General features: G+C 67.2%; 12 protein-coding genes. 6 read left to right on the top strand and 6 right to left on the bottom strand.

Going from position 1 to position 15,643, the window contains the following annotated elements:
• Window positions 1-45: 45 nt before the first annotated feature.
• Window positions 46-1,215, bottom strand: a complete 1,170-nt coding sequence (locus B7R22_RS15770) for a hypothetical protein (protein ID WP_116412643.1) — start codon at window positions 1,213-1,215, stop codon at window positions 46-48.
• A 97-nt stretch (window positions 1,216-1,312) separates the two neighbouring features.
• On the opposite strand from B7R22_RS15770, the gene B7R22_RS15765 reads away from it, so the two are divergent.
• A complete protein-coding gene (locus B7R22_RS15765) occupies window positions 1,313-2,524 on the top strand; it encodes an Ig domain-containing protein (protein WP_116412642.1) in 1,212 nt (403 codons plus the stop codon).
• A gap of 69 nt (window positions 2,525-2,593) precedes the next feature.
• Here B7R22_RS15765 and glpK read toward each other — a convergent pair whose 3' ends face one another.
• The 3 genes from glpK to B7R22_RS15750 all read right to left on the bottom strand — a co-directional run bounded on the left by glpK (window position 2,594) and on the right by B7R22_RS15750 (window position 6,869).
• Window positions 2,594-4,114, bottom strand: a complete 1,521-nt coding sequence (gene glpK / locus B7R22_RS15760; RefSeq protein ID WP_116412641.1) for a glycerol kinase GlpK — start codon at window positions 4,112-4,114, stop codon at window positions 2,594-2,596.
• 37 nt (window positions 4,115-4,151) lie between these two features.
• Window positions 4,152-4,919, bottom strand: a complete 768-nt coding sequence (locus tag B7R22_RS15755; protein WP_253259120.1) for an MIP/aquaporin family protein — start codon at window positions 4,917-4,919, stop codon at window positions 4,152-4,154.
• Between the two features lie 174 nt (window positions 4,920-5,093).
• Window positions 5,094-6,869 carry a glycerol-3-phosphate dehydrogenase/oxidase gene (locus B7R22_RS15750; RefSeq protein ID WP_116412639.1) on the bottom strand — a complete coding sequence of 592 codons (1,776 nt, stop codon included), beginning with the start codon at window positions 6,867-6,869 and terminating at the stop codon, window positions 5,094-5,096.
• Window positions 6,870-6,997: 128 nt separating this feature from the next.
• Between B7R22_RS15750 and B7R22_RS15745 the strand changes: the two genes are divergently transcribed.
• Entirely contained in the window at window positions 6,998-7,975 is a 978-nt protein-coding gene (locus B7R22_RS15745; RefSeq protein ID WP_116412638.1) for a sugar-binding transcriptional regulator, read from the top strand.
• Here the strand turns inward: B7R22_RS15745 and B7R22_RS15740 are convergent.
• Window positions 7,972-8,916 carry an aldo/keto reductase gene (locus B7R22_RS15740; protein WP_116412637.1) on the bottom strand — a complete coding sequence of 315 codons (945 nt, stop codon included), beginning with the start codon at window positions 8,914-8,916 and terminating at the stop codon, window positions 7,972-7,974. The genes B7R22_RS15745 and B7R22_RS15740 overlap by 4 nt on opposite strands.
• A gap of 60 nt (window positions 8,917-8,976) precedes the next feature.
• Between B7R22_RS15740 and B7R22_RS15735 the strand changes: the two genes are divergently transcribed.
• The 3 genes from B7R22_RS15735 to B7R22_RS15725 all read left to right on the top strand — a co-directional run bounded on the left by B7R22_RS15735 (window position 8,977) and on the right by B7R22_RS15725 (window position 12,956).
• Window positions 8,977-9,450 (top strand): MarR family winged helix-turn-helix transcriptional regulator, encoded by a 474-nt coding sequence (locus B7R22_RS15735; protein WP_116412636.1) that lies wholly within the window; start codon window positions 8,977-8,979, stop codon window positions 9,448-9,450.
• A gap of 145 nt (window positions 9,451-9,595) precedes the next feature.
• Entirely contained in the window at window positions 9,596-11,872 is a 2,277-nt protein-coding gene (locus B7R22_RS15730; protein ID WP_172582473.1) for a transglycosylase domain-containing protein, read from the top strand.
• A 109-nt stretch (window positions 11,873-11,981) separates the two neighbouring features.
• Entirely contained in the window at window positions 11,982-12,956 is a 975-nt protein-coding gene (locus B7R22_RS15725; protein ID WP_116412634.1) for a MerR family transcriptional regulator, read from the top strand.
• Here B7R22_RS15725 and B7R22_RS15720 read toward each other — a convergent pair.
• Window positions 12,916-13,476: a MarR family transcriptional regulator gene (locus tag B7R22_RS15720; protein WP_253259119.1), complete on the bottom strand. Its 561-nt coding sequence runs from the start codon at window positions 13,474-13,476 to the stop codon at window positions 12,916-12,918. The genes B7R22_RS15725 and B7R22_RS15720 overlap by 41 nt on opposite strands.
• A gap of 72 nt (window positions 13,477-13,548) precedes the next feature.
• Here B7R22_RS15720 and B7R22_RS15715 point away from each other — a divergent pair, with 72 nt between their 5' ends.
• The gene (locus B7R22_RS15715) at window positions 13,549-15,627 is read left to right on the top strand and encodes an MMPL family transporter (protein ID WP_116412633.1); all 2,079 of its coding nucleotides are present in this window, start codon (window positions 13,549-13,551) and stop codon (window positions 15,625-15,627) included.
• The last annotated feature ends 16 nt before the right edge of the window (window positions 15,628-15,643 follow it).

Below are 15,643 nucleotides of genomic sequence, written 5' to 3'. Positions count from 1 at the left end.
CACTACACCTCAGATTCGGCGTCTCAAACTGCGCGGGAGCCGTATTTATTCCCACTCCACAACGATTTCTGTCCCGGTTTTCCGGCCCGCCGGTGCGAGCTGGCCTGCGCGCACCTCCAACGCCTGCCGGGCATCCTCGAAGAGCGGGTCATAGAACGCCGAACGGTAGGAGGCCGTGGTGGTCGCTGAGATGAGGAAGTTGAGCGACGACACGCAGCTCAGGAACACCGCCGTCTTGACGAGTGCGGCATCGACGGGAAGGCGGATCCCGGCCACCTCGAGCTGCTCCCGCCCCGGCCCGAGCCAGACGTCGAGCACCGCGCCGCTGAAGGCGATCTGGCCGAGCGCGGTGAGGAAGAGGCACACCGGGCCCGAGAAGACGGCCACCTGAAAGCCCTGCGCGAGCACGAGCACAGTGGTCACGTTGAGATATTCGAGGCGGCTGAGCGGCGGGCCGGTGTTCTCGAGCCCGACCGTCTCCCGGCGGGTGACGGGAACGATGAAGATGAGCCCGAGCACGACGAAGAAGGCGACGACGCCCGCCAGGCGCTCCGTCGACATCGCGTTGGTCACCTCCCAGAGCGTGCGGGAGAAGAACGACACCACCACGACGAGCATCAGCAGGGGCAGGGCGCGCGTCGTCAGCTCGCCGAGGGCGCTGAGCTGCCGGACCGCCGACCGCAGCGACCAGCTCGCGAGAGACCCGAGCCCGAGGCCGGTGGCCGCGAGGGAGAGCCCTGCCGTGATCGCGGAGCGTGCGGTGCCGAGCAGGGCTCCCGTGCCCTCCAGAGGGCTGCTGCCGGCGGCTGGTGGATGCCCGGCGAGCCACGGGGCGACCGCGACGTAGTAGGCGAGGATCATCCAGCCTGCCACGGTCATTCCGCGCGGGAAGGAACGGAGCCAGGCGCCGGAACAGAGGAACGCGGCGACAGGAGTGAGCAGCAGCACGATGAGGCCGAGGCCAGTGACCGCGAGCACGGCGACGCCGGCGGCGGGCGCGCCGCTGTCGAGGCTGACCTTCGTGTGGTCGAGCAGCCAACCCGCGAGGTCGACGCAGCTCAGCAGCGTGATGAAGGGGGCGGTGCGGGCGACAAGCAGCGACGTGAGCCGCCGCGGTGAGACGAACGACGGCAGGCCGCGGGAGCGCAACCAGTGTTCCGTCTCGCCCGCTGCCTGCCCGGGCTCCGCTGACTGGTCGGGATCTGTCGGCGGCATCCGGGCTCCTAGGAATCGCGCCTGCAAGGCTGAAAGCGCCAGCGATCGGCCTGAACAAATATTAGTGACATTACCTCGTTTATGATAGAAACGGATAATGATTCCCTATTTCGAACAAACCCGCCAGCTTTTCCGAGCGAGCGAGAGCGCCAGACACGGTCTGGCTCTCTCAACCGTGGTCGTGTCGGCGGTCGTCGCGTCCGCGTTGCTTGCTGGCCCTGCTGACGCGATGGCCCTCTCCTCGCCACCGACCGGCCTCCATGATGCACGGGTCCACGAAGTGGTGCCGGTCATTTCTGCCGCGACGCTACCCACCGCCGTGGTCGGGGTGGAATACGTCCAGTCGATTTCGGCCTCCGGCGACGGCGTGCTCCAGTTCACCACAGCTGATCCTCTCCCCCCGGGTCTCACCCTCTTCGCCACGGGCGTGCTTGCCGGCACTCCCACGGCGACCGGTGCTTCGTCGTTCACCTTCACGGTGACGGTGGCGAGTGCGGGAGGACTCGCCAGCGCCAAGATCACTGTCCCGGTCAGGTCGGCAGTGGGGCCGAGTATCTCTCCTGCGACGCTTCCCGCGGTGACGGTCGGAACGTTCTACTCCCAGAAGGTGACCGCCTCCGGCGATGGGGTGCTGAAGTTCGAGGCGCTCGATCCCCTTCCACCGGGGCTGTCCATCGCCACGGATGGCCGGATCTTCGGAACCCCCACCCTCACGACCGAATCTCTCTTCGATGTCCGGGTGCGGGTCACCAGCGTCAACGGTTTCGGAGCCGCTACTGCGAGCATCCAGATCCCCATCGCAAATCCATCGAGCGTGCCCGCCATAACCTCCGTGGACGCAGCGGCCGGGGTGGTCACGAAGCCCTACGTCTTCCAGCTCGTCGCAACGGGGGTTCCGACCCCGACATTCGCCGTCTCTCGGGGCGCTCTGCCTGCAGGTCTGCGGATCGACACGGCGTCCGGGCTGATCACGGGCACCCCGACCGACGTGGGATCGACCGATTTCTCGGTCATTGCCACCAATGCGGCGGGGTCGTCCGCGGAAACACGGCTGACGATCGTCATCACTGCGCTGCCTGTCACGCCGACCGGTCCTCCTGTCGGCGCAGGAGGCGGAGCAACAGTGCCCACGGGCGGCACGACTGCGTCTACCGGTGGCGGAACCCCGGGTGCCGGAACCTCGAAGTTGGCCGAGACGGGCGCCGGGCATGCTTCCCGAGTCGCCGAGACGATCACCTCGCTGGGGTTGTTCTGCGCTGGCGTGACCGGATTGGTGCTCCTGCGAAGGCGTCGACGATCCGGCGTCTGAGGTTTGCGCCGTGAAACAAAAAGTGGGGCGGGCCATCAGAGATGACCCGCCCCACTGCTGTTCGCGAATCTACTCGCGGACGTCTTCGTCTACCCAGTCCATCGACTTCGTGACGGCCTTCTTCCAGTTGCGGTAGAGGCGAGCGCGCTCGTCCTCGTCCATGTTGGGCTCCCAGCGCTTGTCTTCGAGCCAGTTGGCACGGAGGTCGTCGAGGTTGGCCCAGAAGCCGGTCGCGAGGCCGGCCGCGTAGGCGGCACCGAGAGCGGTCGTCTCGGCGACGACCGGGCGCACGACGGGCACGCCGAGGATGTCGGCCTGGAACTGCAGCAGGGTGTCGTTCGTCGTGGCACCGCCGTCGACCTTGAGCTCGGTCAGCGGAACGCCGGAGTCGGCGTTGACCGCGTCGATGACCTCTTTGGTCTGGAACGCGATCGCTTCGAGCGCGGCCCGGGCGATGTGGCCCTTGTTGACGTACCGTGTGAGACCCACGAGGGCACCACGGGCATCCGACCGCCAGTACGGCGCGAACAGGCCCGAGAACGCGGGCACGAAGTATGCGCCACCGTTGTCGTCGACCGTCTTCGCCAGCGTCTCGACTTCAGGGGCCGAGCTGATGATCCCGAGGTTGTCGCGCAGCCACTGCACGAGCGAACCGGTGACAGCGATCGAGCCCTCAAGGGCGTAGTGCGTCTCGCCGTCGCCCAGCTTGTAACCGATCGTCGTCAGCAGGCCGTTCTCGCTCTTCACGATCTCGGTGTCGGTGTTGAAGATGATGAAGTTGCCGGTGCCGTAGGTGTTCTTCGCCTCACCCTTGTCGTAGGCGGCCTGGCCGAACGTGGCAGCTTGCTGGTCGCCGAGGATGCCCGCGATGGGCACCTCGCGGAGCAGCGAGTTGTCACTGGCCGTGCCGTAGACCTCGGAGGAGCTCTTGACCGTCGGCAGCATGGACTTCGGCACACCGAAGTCGGCGAGGATGTCGTCGCGCCATTCGAGCGTCTTGAGATCGAGGAACATCGTGCGGGAGGCGTTGGTGACGTCGGTGACGTGCACGCCGCCGTTGACGCCGCCCGTGAGGTTCCAGAGCACCCAGGTGTCGGTCGTGCCGAAGATGAGGTCGCCGGCTTCGGCACGCTCACGGGCTCCGTCGACATTCTCGAGGATCCAGACGATCTTCGTGCCCGCGAAGTACGTCGAGAGCGGGAGGCCGACGATGTCCTTGTACTTCTCGACGCCGTCGGAGCCGGCGAGGCGGTCGACGATCGACTGCGTGCGGGTGTCCTGCCAGACGATGGCATTGTACACGGGCTCGCCGGTGTTCTTGTCCCACACCACAGCGGTCTCGCGCTGGTTGGTGATACCGATCGACACGATGTCGTGACGGGTCAGGTTGGCCTTCGAGAGGGCCTGGCCGATGACCTCGCGGACGTTGTCCCAGATCTCCTTCGGGTTGTGCTCGACCCAGCCCGCCTTCGGGAAGATCTGCTCATGCTCCTTCTGGCCCGTCGAGACGATTCCGCCTTCATGGTTGAAGATGATGGCGCGCGACGAGGTGGTTCCCTGGTCGATGGCGATGACGTACTGCTCGCTCATTCGTTACTCCTTTGTAGTTTCGTAGGTCTGGAAAGCGTCAGGTCAGGATCGGCAGCAGCGGGATGGCCAGCAGGCCGGCCAGGATGCCACCGATGATCGGGCCCACAACGGGAACCCACGAGTACGACCAGTCGGAACTGCCCTTGCCCTTGATCGGCAGGATGAAGTGCGCGATGCGGGGGCCGAGGTCACGGGCCGGGTTGATGGCGTAGCCGGTCGGGCCACCGAGGGAGGCGCCGATGCCGATCACGAGCAGGGCGACAGGCAGGGCTCCGAGAGCGTCGAGTCCGCCGCCACCGCTGTTGCGGGAGAAGCCGATGACGACGAAGACGAGCACGAAGGTGCCGATGATCTCGGTAACGAGGTTCCAGCCGTAGGAACGGATCGACGGACCGGTCGAGAACACGCCCAGCTTGTTGGCGGGCTCAGGCTCTTCGTCGAAGTGCTGCTTGTAGGCGAGCCACGTGAAGACCGCACCGATGATCGCACCTATGAGCTGGGCGGCGATGTAGGCGAGGATCGACAGCGCGTTCACGTCGACCTGAGTGGTCGCGCCACCGAAGTGGGTGGCGCCGTTCGCCCACAGGCCCAGGGTCACAGCCGGGTTCAGGTGGGCTCCGGACGCGTAGGAGACGATGACACCGGCGAAGACCGCGAGGCCCCAGCCGAAGTTGACCATCAGGGTGCCCCCGTTGAAGCCCTTCGACTTCGTGAGGGCGACGTTGGCGACGACGCCAGTGCCGAGGAGCACGAGGAGGGCAGTACCCACCAGCTCCGAGAGGAAATCTGTACCGAGATGATCCACGTTGACCTTTCTTTTGGGCGACTTCGCCACGTTGTGTGTGCCTCGAGCGCGAGGCGCGTATCGGAGCCGATTGAAACTTAGCGCCGACCGCATCTCGTGAACAAGACGTTTCGTATGCACATCCGTGCATAATTCCGTGCTGTGCCGCTGGCCGCCGGGAGGCGGCTAGCGGCACTACTTCGCGGCCGTGACCGTTTCGGCGACGCTGGCGGGAACCGCAGCGTCGAGCGTCAGGCCGTGGAAGAACGAGAGGTTCTCCGCGGCGAGCTTCCGCTCGTCGGCCAGCTGCTCCGCCGACCAGCCGAGCTTCGCGCCGACGATCTCGCTGAGCTCGTCGAACACGGGCTGGGTCAACCCGCCGACGAACGCGACGATGGTGCGTCGGAGAACCACGTCGGTCAGGTGCACGACGTACTCGGAGCCGATGAGGTAGTCGAGTTCAGCCGAGCTGTACTCGGGCAGCGAGATGAGCGGCTTGTCGTCGCTCGACGCCTTGATGGCCGCGATCAGTTCCGTCGCCTTGGTGCCGTAGCGCTTCAGCAACTGGGTGGTGCGGGCCGGCGTCAGGCCGTCGGCGTGCGCCGTGACCCAGGAGCGGACACCCGAATCTGTGGTCGGGAAGTCGACTCCACCGCCGATCTGCAGGTTCTCGGTGCTGACCGTCCGGGTCTTCTTCAGCAGCGCGAGCGTCTCGTTGGTGAGGTGCTCGGCGAGGGCTCGCCAGGTGGTCCACTTGCCGCCGACCAGGCTCAGCATTGGCGTCTTCTTGTCGCCGGCGAACACGGTCTGCTCGATGCGATAGTCGCGGGAGACGAAGCCGGGGGCGGTGTCGTCGTGCTTCGGCAGGGGGCGGATGCCCGAGTACCGGAAGACGATCTGCGAACGATCGATCTCGATGGTTGGGAAAACGTGCGAGACCAACTCGAAGAAGTAGTCGACCTCCTCTTCGGTGCAGACCGCGGGCTTCGACGGGTCGGCATCGATGTCGGTGGTACCGACGAGCACGCGGCCGTTCAGCGGGTAGATCAGCACGATGCGGCCGTCGTTGTTCTCGAAGAACATCTCGCCCCCGGCGCAGGCATCGTAGAGTTCGGGGTTGTCCAGAACGATGTGTGAGCCCTTGGTGCCGCCCATGAAGCTGGTGGTCTTGCCGAGGGAGGCGTTGGTGAGGTCGGTCCAGGGGCCGGAGGTGTTGACCACGACATCCGCCTTGACGGTGAACTCGGTACCGCTGACGGTGTCGCGGAGCACCACGCCTTCGGCTGAGGATCCGATCGCCTCGACGTAGTTGGCCTGGCGAGCCTTGCCCTTGCCGGCCACGATGCCGTCGCCGACGATGTCCAGGGCGAGACGCTCGGGGTTCTCGACCGCCGCGTCGTAATAGCGCGCACTGTACTTGACCGTGTCCCGCAGCTTCGGGAACTTCTGCATGGTCTTCTTGTGACCCTTGAACTCGTGGCGGGGCACGGTGCCGCCGTCGCGCGAGAAGGAGTCGTAGCCGGTCAGGCCCAGCTTGATGAGCAGCGCGCCGCGCTCCTTCGTCTTGCCGCCCGGCTTGTGGGTCAGCAGCCGGAGGGGAGCGGAGAGGATGCCCGAGAAGGTGGAGAAGATCGGGATGGTCGTGGGAAGCGGCTTCACGTAGTGGGGCGCGAGGCGCAGTAGCCTGTTGCGTTCCTGCACCGATTCGCGCACGAGCCGGAACTCGCCGTTCTCGAGGTAACGCACGCCACCGTGGATCATGTGGCTGGACGCTGCCGATGCACCGGAGATGTAGTCGCCGCGCTCGATGAGCACGACGTCGATGCCCTGCAGCGCCAGATCGCGGAACGTGCCGACGCCGTTGATGCCGCCGCCGATGACCAGGACCTGAGCCGAGGGGCGGTCGAGGATTGCCTGAACGTCGCTGCGGAGCCCGGTGGTCGCTGCGGTTTCAGAGGTGTTGTCAGTCACTGTTCACTCGCCTTCGTGTAAGTCCCAGGTTGCACCCGCGCAATCCGTGTGACTCAATACATAATGAGAACTGTGACACGAATGGTCAAGGTAGTTGCACATCTGTGCAAACCAAGGGAGGGCTCACGATGAGAGCACCAGTGGCCGAGCATCCGGCACCCAGCGAACGGGTGCGTGACGCTCTTCGCGCCGCTCATCTCTATTACATGCAGGATCTGACGATGGAGGCCATCGCAGCGGAGCTCCACACCTCCCGTTCGTCGGTGTCGCGCCTGATCAGTTACGCCCGCGAGGCGGGGCTGGTGGAGATCCAGGTGAAGACGCCGGCCGAACGCATCTCGACGGCGCTGCAGCGCATCCAGGACAAGCACCACGTCACGGTGCACGTCGTTCCGGTGCCCGATTCGGCCAACGAAGTCGACCGGCTCGAGCGGGTGGGGATGTCAGCGGCGCGCATCCTGAACCAGTACTTCGACTCCAACATGACGATGGGCATCGCCTGGGGCAGCACGATGAGTGCGGTCAGCCGCCACCTGCAGCCGAAGGTCACCCACAATTCGCAGATCGTGCAGCTGAACGGTGCCGCGAACACGCGGACGACAGGCATCGTGTATACGAGTGAGATCATGTCGAGGTTCGGGGCGGCCTACGGCGCCTACGTTCAGCAGTTCCCGGTGCCGGCGTTCTTCGACGACCCGGCGACGAAGCAGGTGCTCTGGCGGGAGCGCAGCATCCGGCGGGTGCTTGACATCCAGAAGCGGATGGATGTCGCGCTCTTCGGCCTCGGCACCCCGCTGTCAGACGTTCCGGGTCACGTGTACACGAGCGGTTACCTCGACGAGCAGGACTTCCAGAGTCTGAACGCGTCACATGTCGTCGGCGATGTGGCAACGGTGTTCTACCGCGCCGACGGATCGAGCGCCGACGTGCCGATGAACCTCCGGTCGAGCGGGCCGCCGCTGGACCAGCTGGCCCGGGTGTCACGGCGCGTGTGCGTCGTCTCCGGCAAGTCCCGGATGCCCGCCCTCCGCGGCGCGCTGGCCGCGCACCTGATCACCGACCTGATCGTCGACGAGGCAACGGTGCACGGCCTGCTGGATGATTAGCCGTTCCAGGCGCTGACGGCGTCGAGCGTGGCCACCTCGTCGGGGGCGAGGGTGACGTTCGCGACCGCGACGAGGTCGGCGACCTGCGAGAGCTTCGAGGCGCTCGCGATGGGAGCGACGACGGTGGGCTTGGCGAGCAACCAGGCGAGAGCGGTGGTCGTGATGCTCACGCCGTGGGCCCGGCCGATCTCGTCGAGAGCGTCGATGATGGCGAGGCCCTGCGGCGTGACGAACTTCGCAGCGCCCGACGCGCGCGGTGAGTCGCCGAGGTCGTCTTTCGAACGGTACTTTCCGGTGAGGAAGCCGCTGGCAAGAGAGAAATACGGTACGACGCCGAGGTTCTCCCGCTCGGCGATCGGCGCCAGGGTCTCTTCGAAGTCGTTGCGGTGCACCAGGTTGTAGTGCGGCTGCAGCGCCACGGGCAGCACGAAACCGTTCGCGCGCGCAACCGCGAAGTACTCCTCGATGCGCTCGGGCGAGTAGTTCGAGAGCGCGATGTAGCGCACCTTGCCGGCCTTCACGAGTTCATCGAAGGCCCCTGCGGTCTCTTCGAGGGGGGTCTCCTCGTCGTCGAAGTGCGCGAAGTACAGGTCGATGACGTCGGTCTGCAGCCGGCCGAGCGAGGCATCGGCGGCGGCGAGGATGTTCGCTCCGGCGAGGCCCATGAAGTCGGGGTGGCGGCTGACCTTCGTTGCCACAACGACCTGGGAACGGTTGCCGCGGGCGGTCATCCACTCGCCGATGATCGTCTCGGATTCACCGCCGTGGTTGCCCGGCGCGAACGCCGAGTAGAAGTCGGCCGTGTCGATGAAGTCGCCGCCCGCCGCGGTGTAGGCGTCGAGGATGTCGAAGGAGGCGTTCCGGTCGGCCGTCCAGCCGAACACATTGCCGCCGAGGGAGAGGGGAAAGACGTCGAGGTCGCTGGAACCGATACGGGTCATGGTTATCCTTTCGAGGTGCTCCAAGGCTACGCCGAAGCTTCAGTCGCTACCCTCAGGCGTATGTCGCCACAGGATGCTCCGGCCAGCCGTTCAGACCAGAGTGTCGTGCTCGACATCGAGTCGGGCATCGCGCAGCTCTTCCGTTCGGCGAGGCACGTGATCCGGCGGTACTCGGCGGAGGTGCATCCGGAGCTGCAGCCCACCGGGTTCTCGATCCTTCGCCACATCGCCCAGTGCGGCCCGTCGCAGGCGAGCTCCATCATCGCCGCGACCGGTCTCGACAAGAGCGCCGTCAGTCGGCAGCTGAGCGCACTCCGGTCGCTCGGGCTGCTCGCGACGAGGCCCGATCCGACGGATGGCCGGTCGAGCTACCTCGTCACGACACCGCTCGCCGAGGAGCGGCTCGCAGCCGTCCGCCGATTGGTGACCCTCGACTATGCGGTGCGTTTCGAGACGTGGAGTGGCGATGAGCTGGCGACGTTCGCACGCCTCCTCGAGCGGTTCAACGAGTACCCGCCGAACGGTGCCCCCTGAGCGCTCATCTGAGAGCGCACGAAGGCGAGACGTCCGTGCGTGCCTGAGGTTCGCGGCGAAATTGCAGCCTCCTCATCATGATTCGACAGGTAGCCGACCTACGCTGTCGTGGCCCGGCCGACGCGGCGGGGCAGAGGGAGGTCACGTGGTCGGCAGGGTGCGAGCAGTGGTGGGGTTGGTGGTCGCGAGTGCGCTGGCCGGCGTGCTGGTGACGGCGATGTTCACTCCGGCGGTTGCCCTGGGCGGTATCGCGGTGGGCTCCTCGCTCGAGGCGTTCGACGATCTCCCCGACTACATCAAGCCCGACACCCTCTCGCAGACGTCGAGCATCTACGCGCAGGACGCTGCCGGCAATCGCACCCTCCTGGCCTCGTTCTACGACCAGAACCGCCAGGAGGTGGGCTGGAACGACATCTCGCAGAACTTCAAGGACGCGATCGTCTCGACCGAGGATCCACGGTTCTACGTGCACGGCGGCATGGATGTGCAGTCCACCGTCCGCGCGTTCATCTCGAACACCGTGTCGGGCGGTGTCGAGTCGGGTGCGTCGACGATCTCGCAGCAGTACGTGAAGAACATCCTTGTGCAACGGGCAGAGGCGATCAGCGACCCGACGGCCGAGGCCGCTGCCTACGCAGACGCGACGGCCACGACCGCCGACCGCAAGCTCAAGGAACTGAAGCTCTCGATCGGCCTCGAGAAGGAGTACAGCAAAGACGACATCCTGCTCGGGTACATGAACATCGCGCTGTTCGGCGGGCGGGTGTATGGGATCCAAGCTGCGTCACGGTACTACTTCGGGGTCGATGCGAACGCGCTCACGCTGGCCCAGGCAGCGAGTCTCGCGGCCATGGTGAACGCGCCAGAGGCGCTCCGCATCGACGTGCCCGACAACATCGCGGCCAACACCGCCCGGCGGAACGAAGACGTGCTCGCCTCGATGCTCAAAGAGAAGGCAATCACCCAGGCGCAGTATGACGAGGCGGTCGCGACGCCTGTCACCCCGAACATCACCGAGTCGTCGACGGGCTGCCAGACGGCCGCAGCCGGCGCGGGTTTCTTCTGCGACTACGTGAAGGACATCATCCTGAACGACACGACCTTCGGTGCGACGGCGGATGACCGGGCGAACGCCCTCAATCGGGGCGGCTACACGATTGTCACGACCCTCGACCCGTCCCTGCAGGCTGCGGCGAACCAGGCGGTGACCGACTACGTGCCCTCCTCCATGTCGAGCGTCGACATCGGCGGGGCGTTCGTCACGGTGCAGCCCGGCACGGGCAAGATCGTGGCGATGGCCCAGAACAAGACGTACAGTCAGGATCCGTCGGCGGATCCGGCCACGAACACGGCCATCAACTACAGCACGGATGCCGCCTACGGTGGTTCGGCCGGGTTCCAGAACGGGTCGACGAGCAAACTGTTCGTGCTGATGGACTGGCTGAAGAGCGGCCGGTCGCTGAACGACTTCGTGAACGGCTCGAACAACCAGAAGTTCACGGCCTCGAACATCACGAACAGCTGCGGCGGGACCGTGAGCGGCACCTACACGGCGGGGAACGACGCGGGTGAGTCGGGCGGCAATGCCACGGTGCTGTCGCAGTTCGAGGACTCGGTGAACAACGCGTTCCTGAACATGGCCACCAAGCTCGACCTCTGCGACATCAACGCGATCGCCACGGCGTTCGGGATGCACAGGGCCGACGGCGCGGCGATGGACACCGGACTCTACGCCACCGTGCTCGGCGGCAATGAGGTCTCCCCACTGACGATGGCGGCCGCGTACGCGGGCGTCGCCAACAACGGCATGTTTTGCACGCCGGTCGCGATCTCGAGCATCACCGACTCCACCGGTGCGGATGTCTCGGTGCCGCAGAGCACGTGCACCCAGGCGATCGACCCCACGATCGCCCAGACGGCGCTCTACGCGATGCAGGGTGTGATCCAGTCGGGAACGGCCACGACCGCCAACCCCGCCGACGGAACGCCGCACTTCGGCAAGACGGGCACGACAGACGCCGAGAAGGATGTCTGGCTGGTCGGCGGAACCACCCAGCTCGTCTCGGCCTCGTGGGTCGGCAATGTGACCGGCAACGTGTCGATCCGGCAGACGCCGGTGACAGGCGGCAACGATGTGACGGTGCGGAGCGGGCTCTCGCGGCTCTACGTGTGGAAGGAGTTCTACAAAGACACCGCTGACGCCCGCGGGGGCAGCAACTTCCCGTTACCCGCGTCTGCCTCGCGCGGCTCCGGATCGGGTTCCTCGGGCACCGGCACGGGCCGCGGCTCGTCGACGGCGACCCCGACGCCCTCGCCGACTGCCACGCCCTCGCCGAATTCCACGGAGGGAGCGGGCACCGCCCCCGCGCCGACCTCCACAACCGCGCCGGCGCCGCTGCCATCGTCGACACCGGCCGGCTGAGCGCGCGGGGCGTTCCGCCGAGGCACGCTTGACTCTGACGCTGCGTCAACCCTTAGCGTGAGGTGAGGCGGCCATCCGGGCCGCCGCGCGGTAAGCACGGGAGGCCGGCATGGCAGAGGAGTGGCCGATCCAGAAGATCGCGGCGCTCGGCGGAACGACGAGCCGCACGCTGAGGCATTACGGCGACCTGGGGCTGCTCGCGCCCAGCCGGATCGGCGCGAACGGATACCGCTACTACGACCAGGCGGCGCTCGTGCGCCTGCAGCGCATCCTGCTGCTGCGGAGGCTCGGGCTCGGCCTGAACGCCATCGCTGAGGTTCTGGCCGAACAGACCGACCCGGTGTCGGCCCTCGGCGCACACCTCGACGGCCTCCGGCTCGAACAGCAGCGCATCGCGCGGCAGATCGGCGCGGTCGAACTGACGCTTGACGGCATTCAGGAAGGAACCCCCCTCATGGCAGAGACGATGTTCGACGGATTCGACCACACCGTGCACGAAGGCGAGGTCGCAGAGAGCTGGGGCATGCCGGCCTACGCGGCCTCCGACGCCTGGTGGCGTGGGCTGACGGATGCCCAGCGGCACGACTTCACGGCAGAGGGCCGCACGACGGCGGCCGCCTTCGGGGCGCTGAACGGCGCCGGATCCGACCCCGCCGGCCCCGAGGCGCAGGCACTCGTTGAACGCCACGTCGCGTGGTTAGCGCGGGCGCTCGGCGGGCCCCCGCCGACGGCCCCCGGTCCGGGTCGTCATCTGTCGGAGGTGCGGGGCCGCGCGGTGGCGGGCGTCGTCTCGGCGGAGTACCTCGCTGGGCTGGGCGACCTGTACGTGGCCGACGACCGTTTCGGCCGCACCTACGACCGCCACGGCGCGGGCACGGCCGCCTTCGTGCGCGACGCGCTTCGCACCTTCGCCATCCTCCCCGCCTGCCCCGCAACCACGGGCAGGTTTCGATCTCTACGGAATGCGCCCAGCGAAAGTGGAGGCGAATACGGCGAGGTTTGGCCGAGGGCATTCCATGGCGCCGCACTCCCAGCGCGGCGGGTCAGGAGGCGGGCGGCGGCGGGGGCGGCGTCTCGGCGATGACGGCGCGGTAGACGTCTGCGACACGGGCGAGGTACAGCTCGATGGCGGTGCGCTCCGAGGGGGCGAAGTCGTCGAGCACGGCATCCACACCGAAGATGAGCGGGCGGAGCGCGGTGAAGGTGCGGGCGACGGATGCCTCGGCCGGCACGACGCGCACCTTGCGGCGGTCGCTCGGGTGCGCCTCGCGTGCGGCGTGGCCGGCCTTCTCGAGACGGTCTATCACGAGGGTGGTCGCGGCGGTCGTGATGCCGAGGCGGTGGGCGAGCTCGGTGGGGCTGAGCGGCCCCGCCTCGATGAGGTGCTCCATGGCTTCGAGGTCGGTCGCGTTGATGGAGAGGTGCGCGGCGAGCACCCGCTCGAAGTCGGCGGTCAGGGTGAGCAGTTCTCGAAAGCTGAGGCTCGCCTGGCTCATCTGGGCCTGCCGGTCGCCGAGCAGCGACTCGGCTGACGCAGCGGCCGGATCAGCGTAGTCCGAGGCCGCGGCGTTCACCAGGGGGCGGGGTGCACGCGAGGCCGTCATGCAGATCATCCTATCCTCTGTTATTGTCAAGAAGCTTAACTATCAGGCAAGTAAGAGAGACAGGACCCCCGGATGCGCCACCTGACCGATTTCGTCAGCGGAAAATTCACCGCGTGGATCGTTCTCGCGCTGGCGATCGTGGCAGCGGGCATCCTGTTCGCCACCGCGCCGGCGAGCACCGGCAGTGTCGCCCCGACCGCCGGACTCCCCGCCAGCACCCAGTCGGCCCAGGTCGCCGAGCTTCAGAAGCAGCTGCCGAACTCCGGCGCCGGGTTTGCGCTGGTCGTGTTCGACCGCGGGGGTGAGCCCCTGACCGATGCCGACCGGACGGCGGTCGCGGCCCGCGGTGCGGCTCTCGCGCCCGAGTCGCTCAGCGGCCAGCTGCCCCCGGCGCAGTACTCCCACGACGGAACCGCCGCCCTGCTGCCCCTTCCGTTGCCGGCCGCGACCGACAGCGAAGCCCAGGGCGCCCGGGTCGCCGACCTCCGGACCACCGCGAAGACCGACCTCCCCGACGGGCTGAACGCCTACGTCACCGGTCCCGAGGGGTTCCAGGCCGACGTGGCCGCCGCGTTCCAGGGTGCCGACTTCCGGCTACTGCTCGTGACCGTGATCGTCGTGGCCGTGCTGCTGCTGATCACCTACCGGAGCCCTTGGCTCTGGCTGGTGCCGCTGGCCGTGATCGGGCTCGCCGACGGGCTGGCAGGCGTCCTCGTGAAGCAGCTCGCGAACGTGTTCGGGTTCACCATCGACGCCTCGATCTCGGGCATCCTGTCGGTGCTCGTCTTCGGCGCGGGCACGAATTACGCCCTGCTGCTCATCGCCCGCTACCGGGAGGAACTGAGGCGGCACGAGAACCGGCGGGCGGCGATGTCCCAGGCGCTCCGCGGGGCCGGTCCGGCGGTGCTGGCCAGCGGAAGCACCGTCACGCTGAGCCTCCTCACGCTCCTCTTCGCGGAGCTCTCCGGCAACCGGGCGCTCGGGTTCGCCTGCGCGATCGGTATCGTCACGGCGATGATCTTCGCGCTGCTGGTGCTGCCCGCCGCGCTCGTCATCTTCGGGCGCGGGCTGTTCTGGCCGTTCGTGCCGACGTTCGGCTCGGAGTCGCCCACCGAGCACGGCTTCTGGTCGAAGCTCGGCCACGGGGTCTCGCGGCGGCCGGTGGTCGTGGTGATCGGCAGTGTGGTGGTGCTCGGCGCCCTCGCGCTCGGCGCCCTGAACCTCAGCGTCGGGCTCTCGCAGGTGCAGCAGTTCCGGGGCAACCCCGAGTCGGCCCAGGGCCAGGCGGTCATCGACCAGGCGTTCCCCGCGGGCCAGAGCGCCCAGACGATCGTCATCACGCCGACGGATGCCCTGCAGAGCGCCCAGCGCATCGCCATCCAGACGCCCGGGGTCGACACCGTCACCGTGGGCGCGGCCGCCGGAACCATCACCCAGCTCAGCGTGACGCTGGCCGCGGAGCCGCAGTCGGATGCCGCGTTCCAGACGATCACCGATCTGCGGGCCGCCTATACGAATGCGGGCGACGGCGCGAGTGCGGCCCTGGTCGGCGGCACGGATGCCACGGCGCTCGACGAGCAGACCGCCTCCGCCCACGACGAGGCCCTGATCATCCCGATCATCCTGGCGATCGTGTTCGTGGTGCTGCTCGTGCTGCTGCGGGCCCTCGTGGCGCCGGTGCTGCTGATCGTCACTGTGGTCGCGAGCTATTTCGCGAGCCTGGGAGCGGCGAACCTCGTGTTCAGGACGGTCTTCGACATTCCTGCCTTCGATACGAACGTGGTGCTGTTCAGCTTCCTGTTCCTCGTGGCGCTCGGGGTGGACTACAACATCTTCCTCGTGACGAGGGCGCGGGAGGAGGCCGGACGTCTCGGCACGAGGCCGGGCATGATCCACGCGCTCTCGGCGACCGGTGGCGTGATCACCAGCGCGGGCATCCTGCTGGCCGCGGTGTTCGCGGTACTCAGCGTGCTGCCGATCATCGCCCTCACCCAGATCGGCGTCATCGTGGGCATCGGTGTGCTGCTCGACACCCTCCTCGTGCGCACGGTGCTGGTGCCGGCGCTCGTGTTCGTGACCGGCGACCGGTTCTGGCTGCCGTCGCGGCCGGCTCGCGTCAAGGGGTCCACCCGCGTTTTCGACGCACCGTAGAAGTGCGACACTGAGA

Origin of the sequence: Subtercola boreus, from assembly GCF_003399635.1 — a bacterium.
GTDB lineage: Bacteria > Actinomycetota > Actinomycetes > Actinomycetales > Microbacteriaceae > Subtercola > Subtercola boreus_B.
Note: the sequence above shows the minus strand (reverse complement) of the source record. Positions and strands in the feature narration are given on the sequence as shown.

Coding starts and splice junctions, on each gene's coding strand:
- B7R22_RS15770 (WP_116412643.1), bottom strand. CDS start 1,215: ATGCCGCCGACAGATCCCGACCAGTCAGCGGAGCCCGGGCAGGCAGCG.
- B7R22_RS15765 (WP_116412642.1), top strand. CDS start 1,313: ATGATTCCCTATTTCGAACAAACCCGCCAGCTTTTCCGAGCGAGCGAG.
- glpK (WP_116412641.1), bottom strand. CDS start 4,114: ATGAGCGAGCAGTACGTCATCGCCATCGACCAGGGAACCACCTCGTCG.
- B7R22_RS15745 (WP_116412638.1), top strand. CDS start 6,998: ATGAGAGCACCAGTGGCCGAGCATCCGGCACCCAGCGAACGGGTGCGT.
- B7R22_RS15740 (WP_116412637.1), bottom strand. CDS start 8,916: ATGACCCGTATCGGTTCCAGCGACCTCGACGTCTTTCCCCTCTCCCTC.
- B7R22_RS15735 (WP_116412636.1), top strand. CDS start 8,977: ATGTCGCCACAGGATGCTCCGGCCAGCCGTTCAGACCAGAGTGTCGTG.
- B7R22_RS15725 (WP_116412634.1), top strand. CDS start 11,982: ATGGCAGAGGAGTGGCCGATCCAGAAGATCGCGGCGCTCGGCGGAACG.
- B7R22_RS15720 (WP_253259119.1), bottom strand. CDS start 13,476: ATGACGGCCTCGCGTGCACCCCGCCCCCTGGTGAACGCCGCGGCCTCG.
- B7R22_RS15715 (WP_116412633.1), top strand. CDS start 13,549: ATGCGCCACCTGACCGATTTCGTCAGCGGAAAATTCACCGCGTGGATC.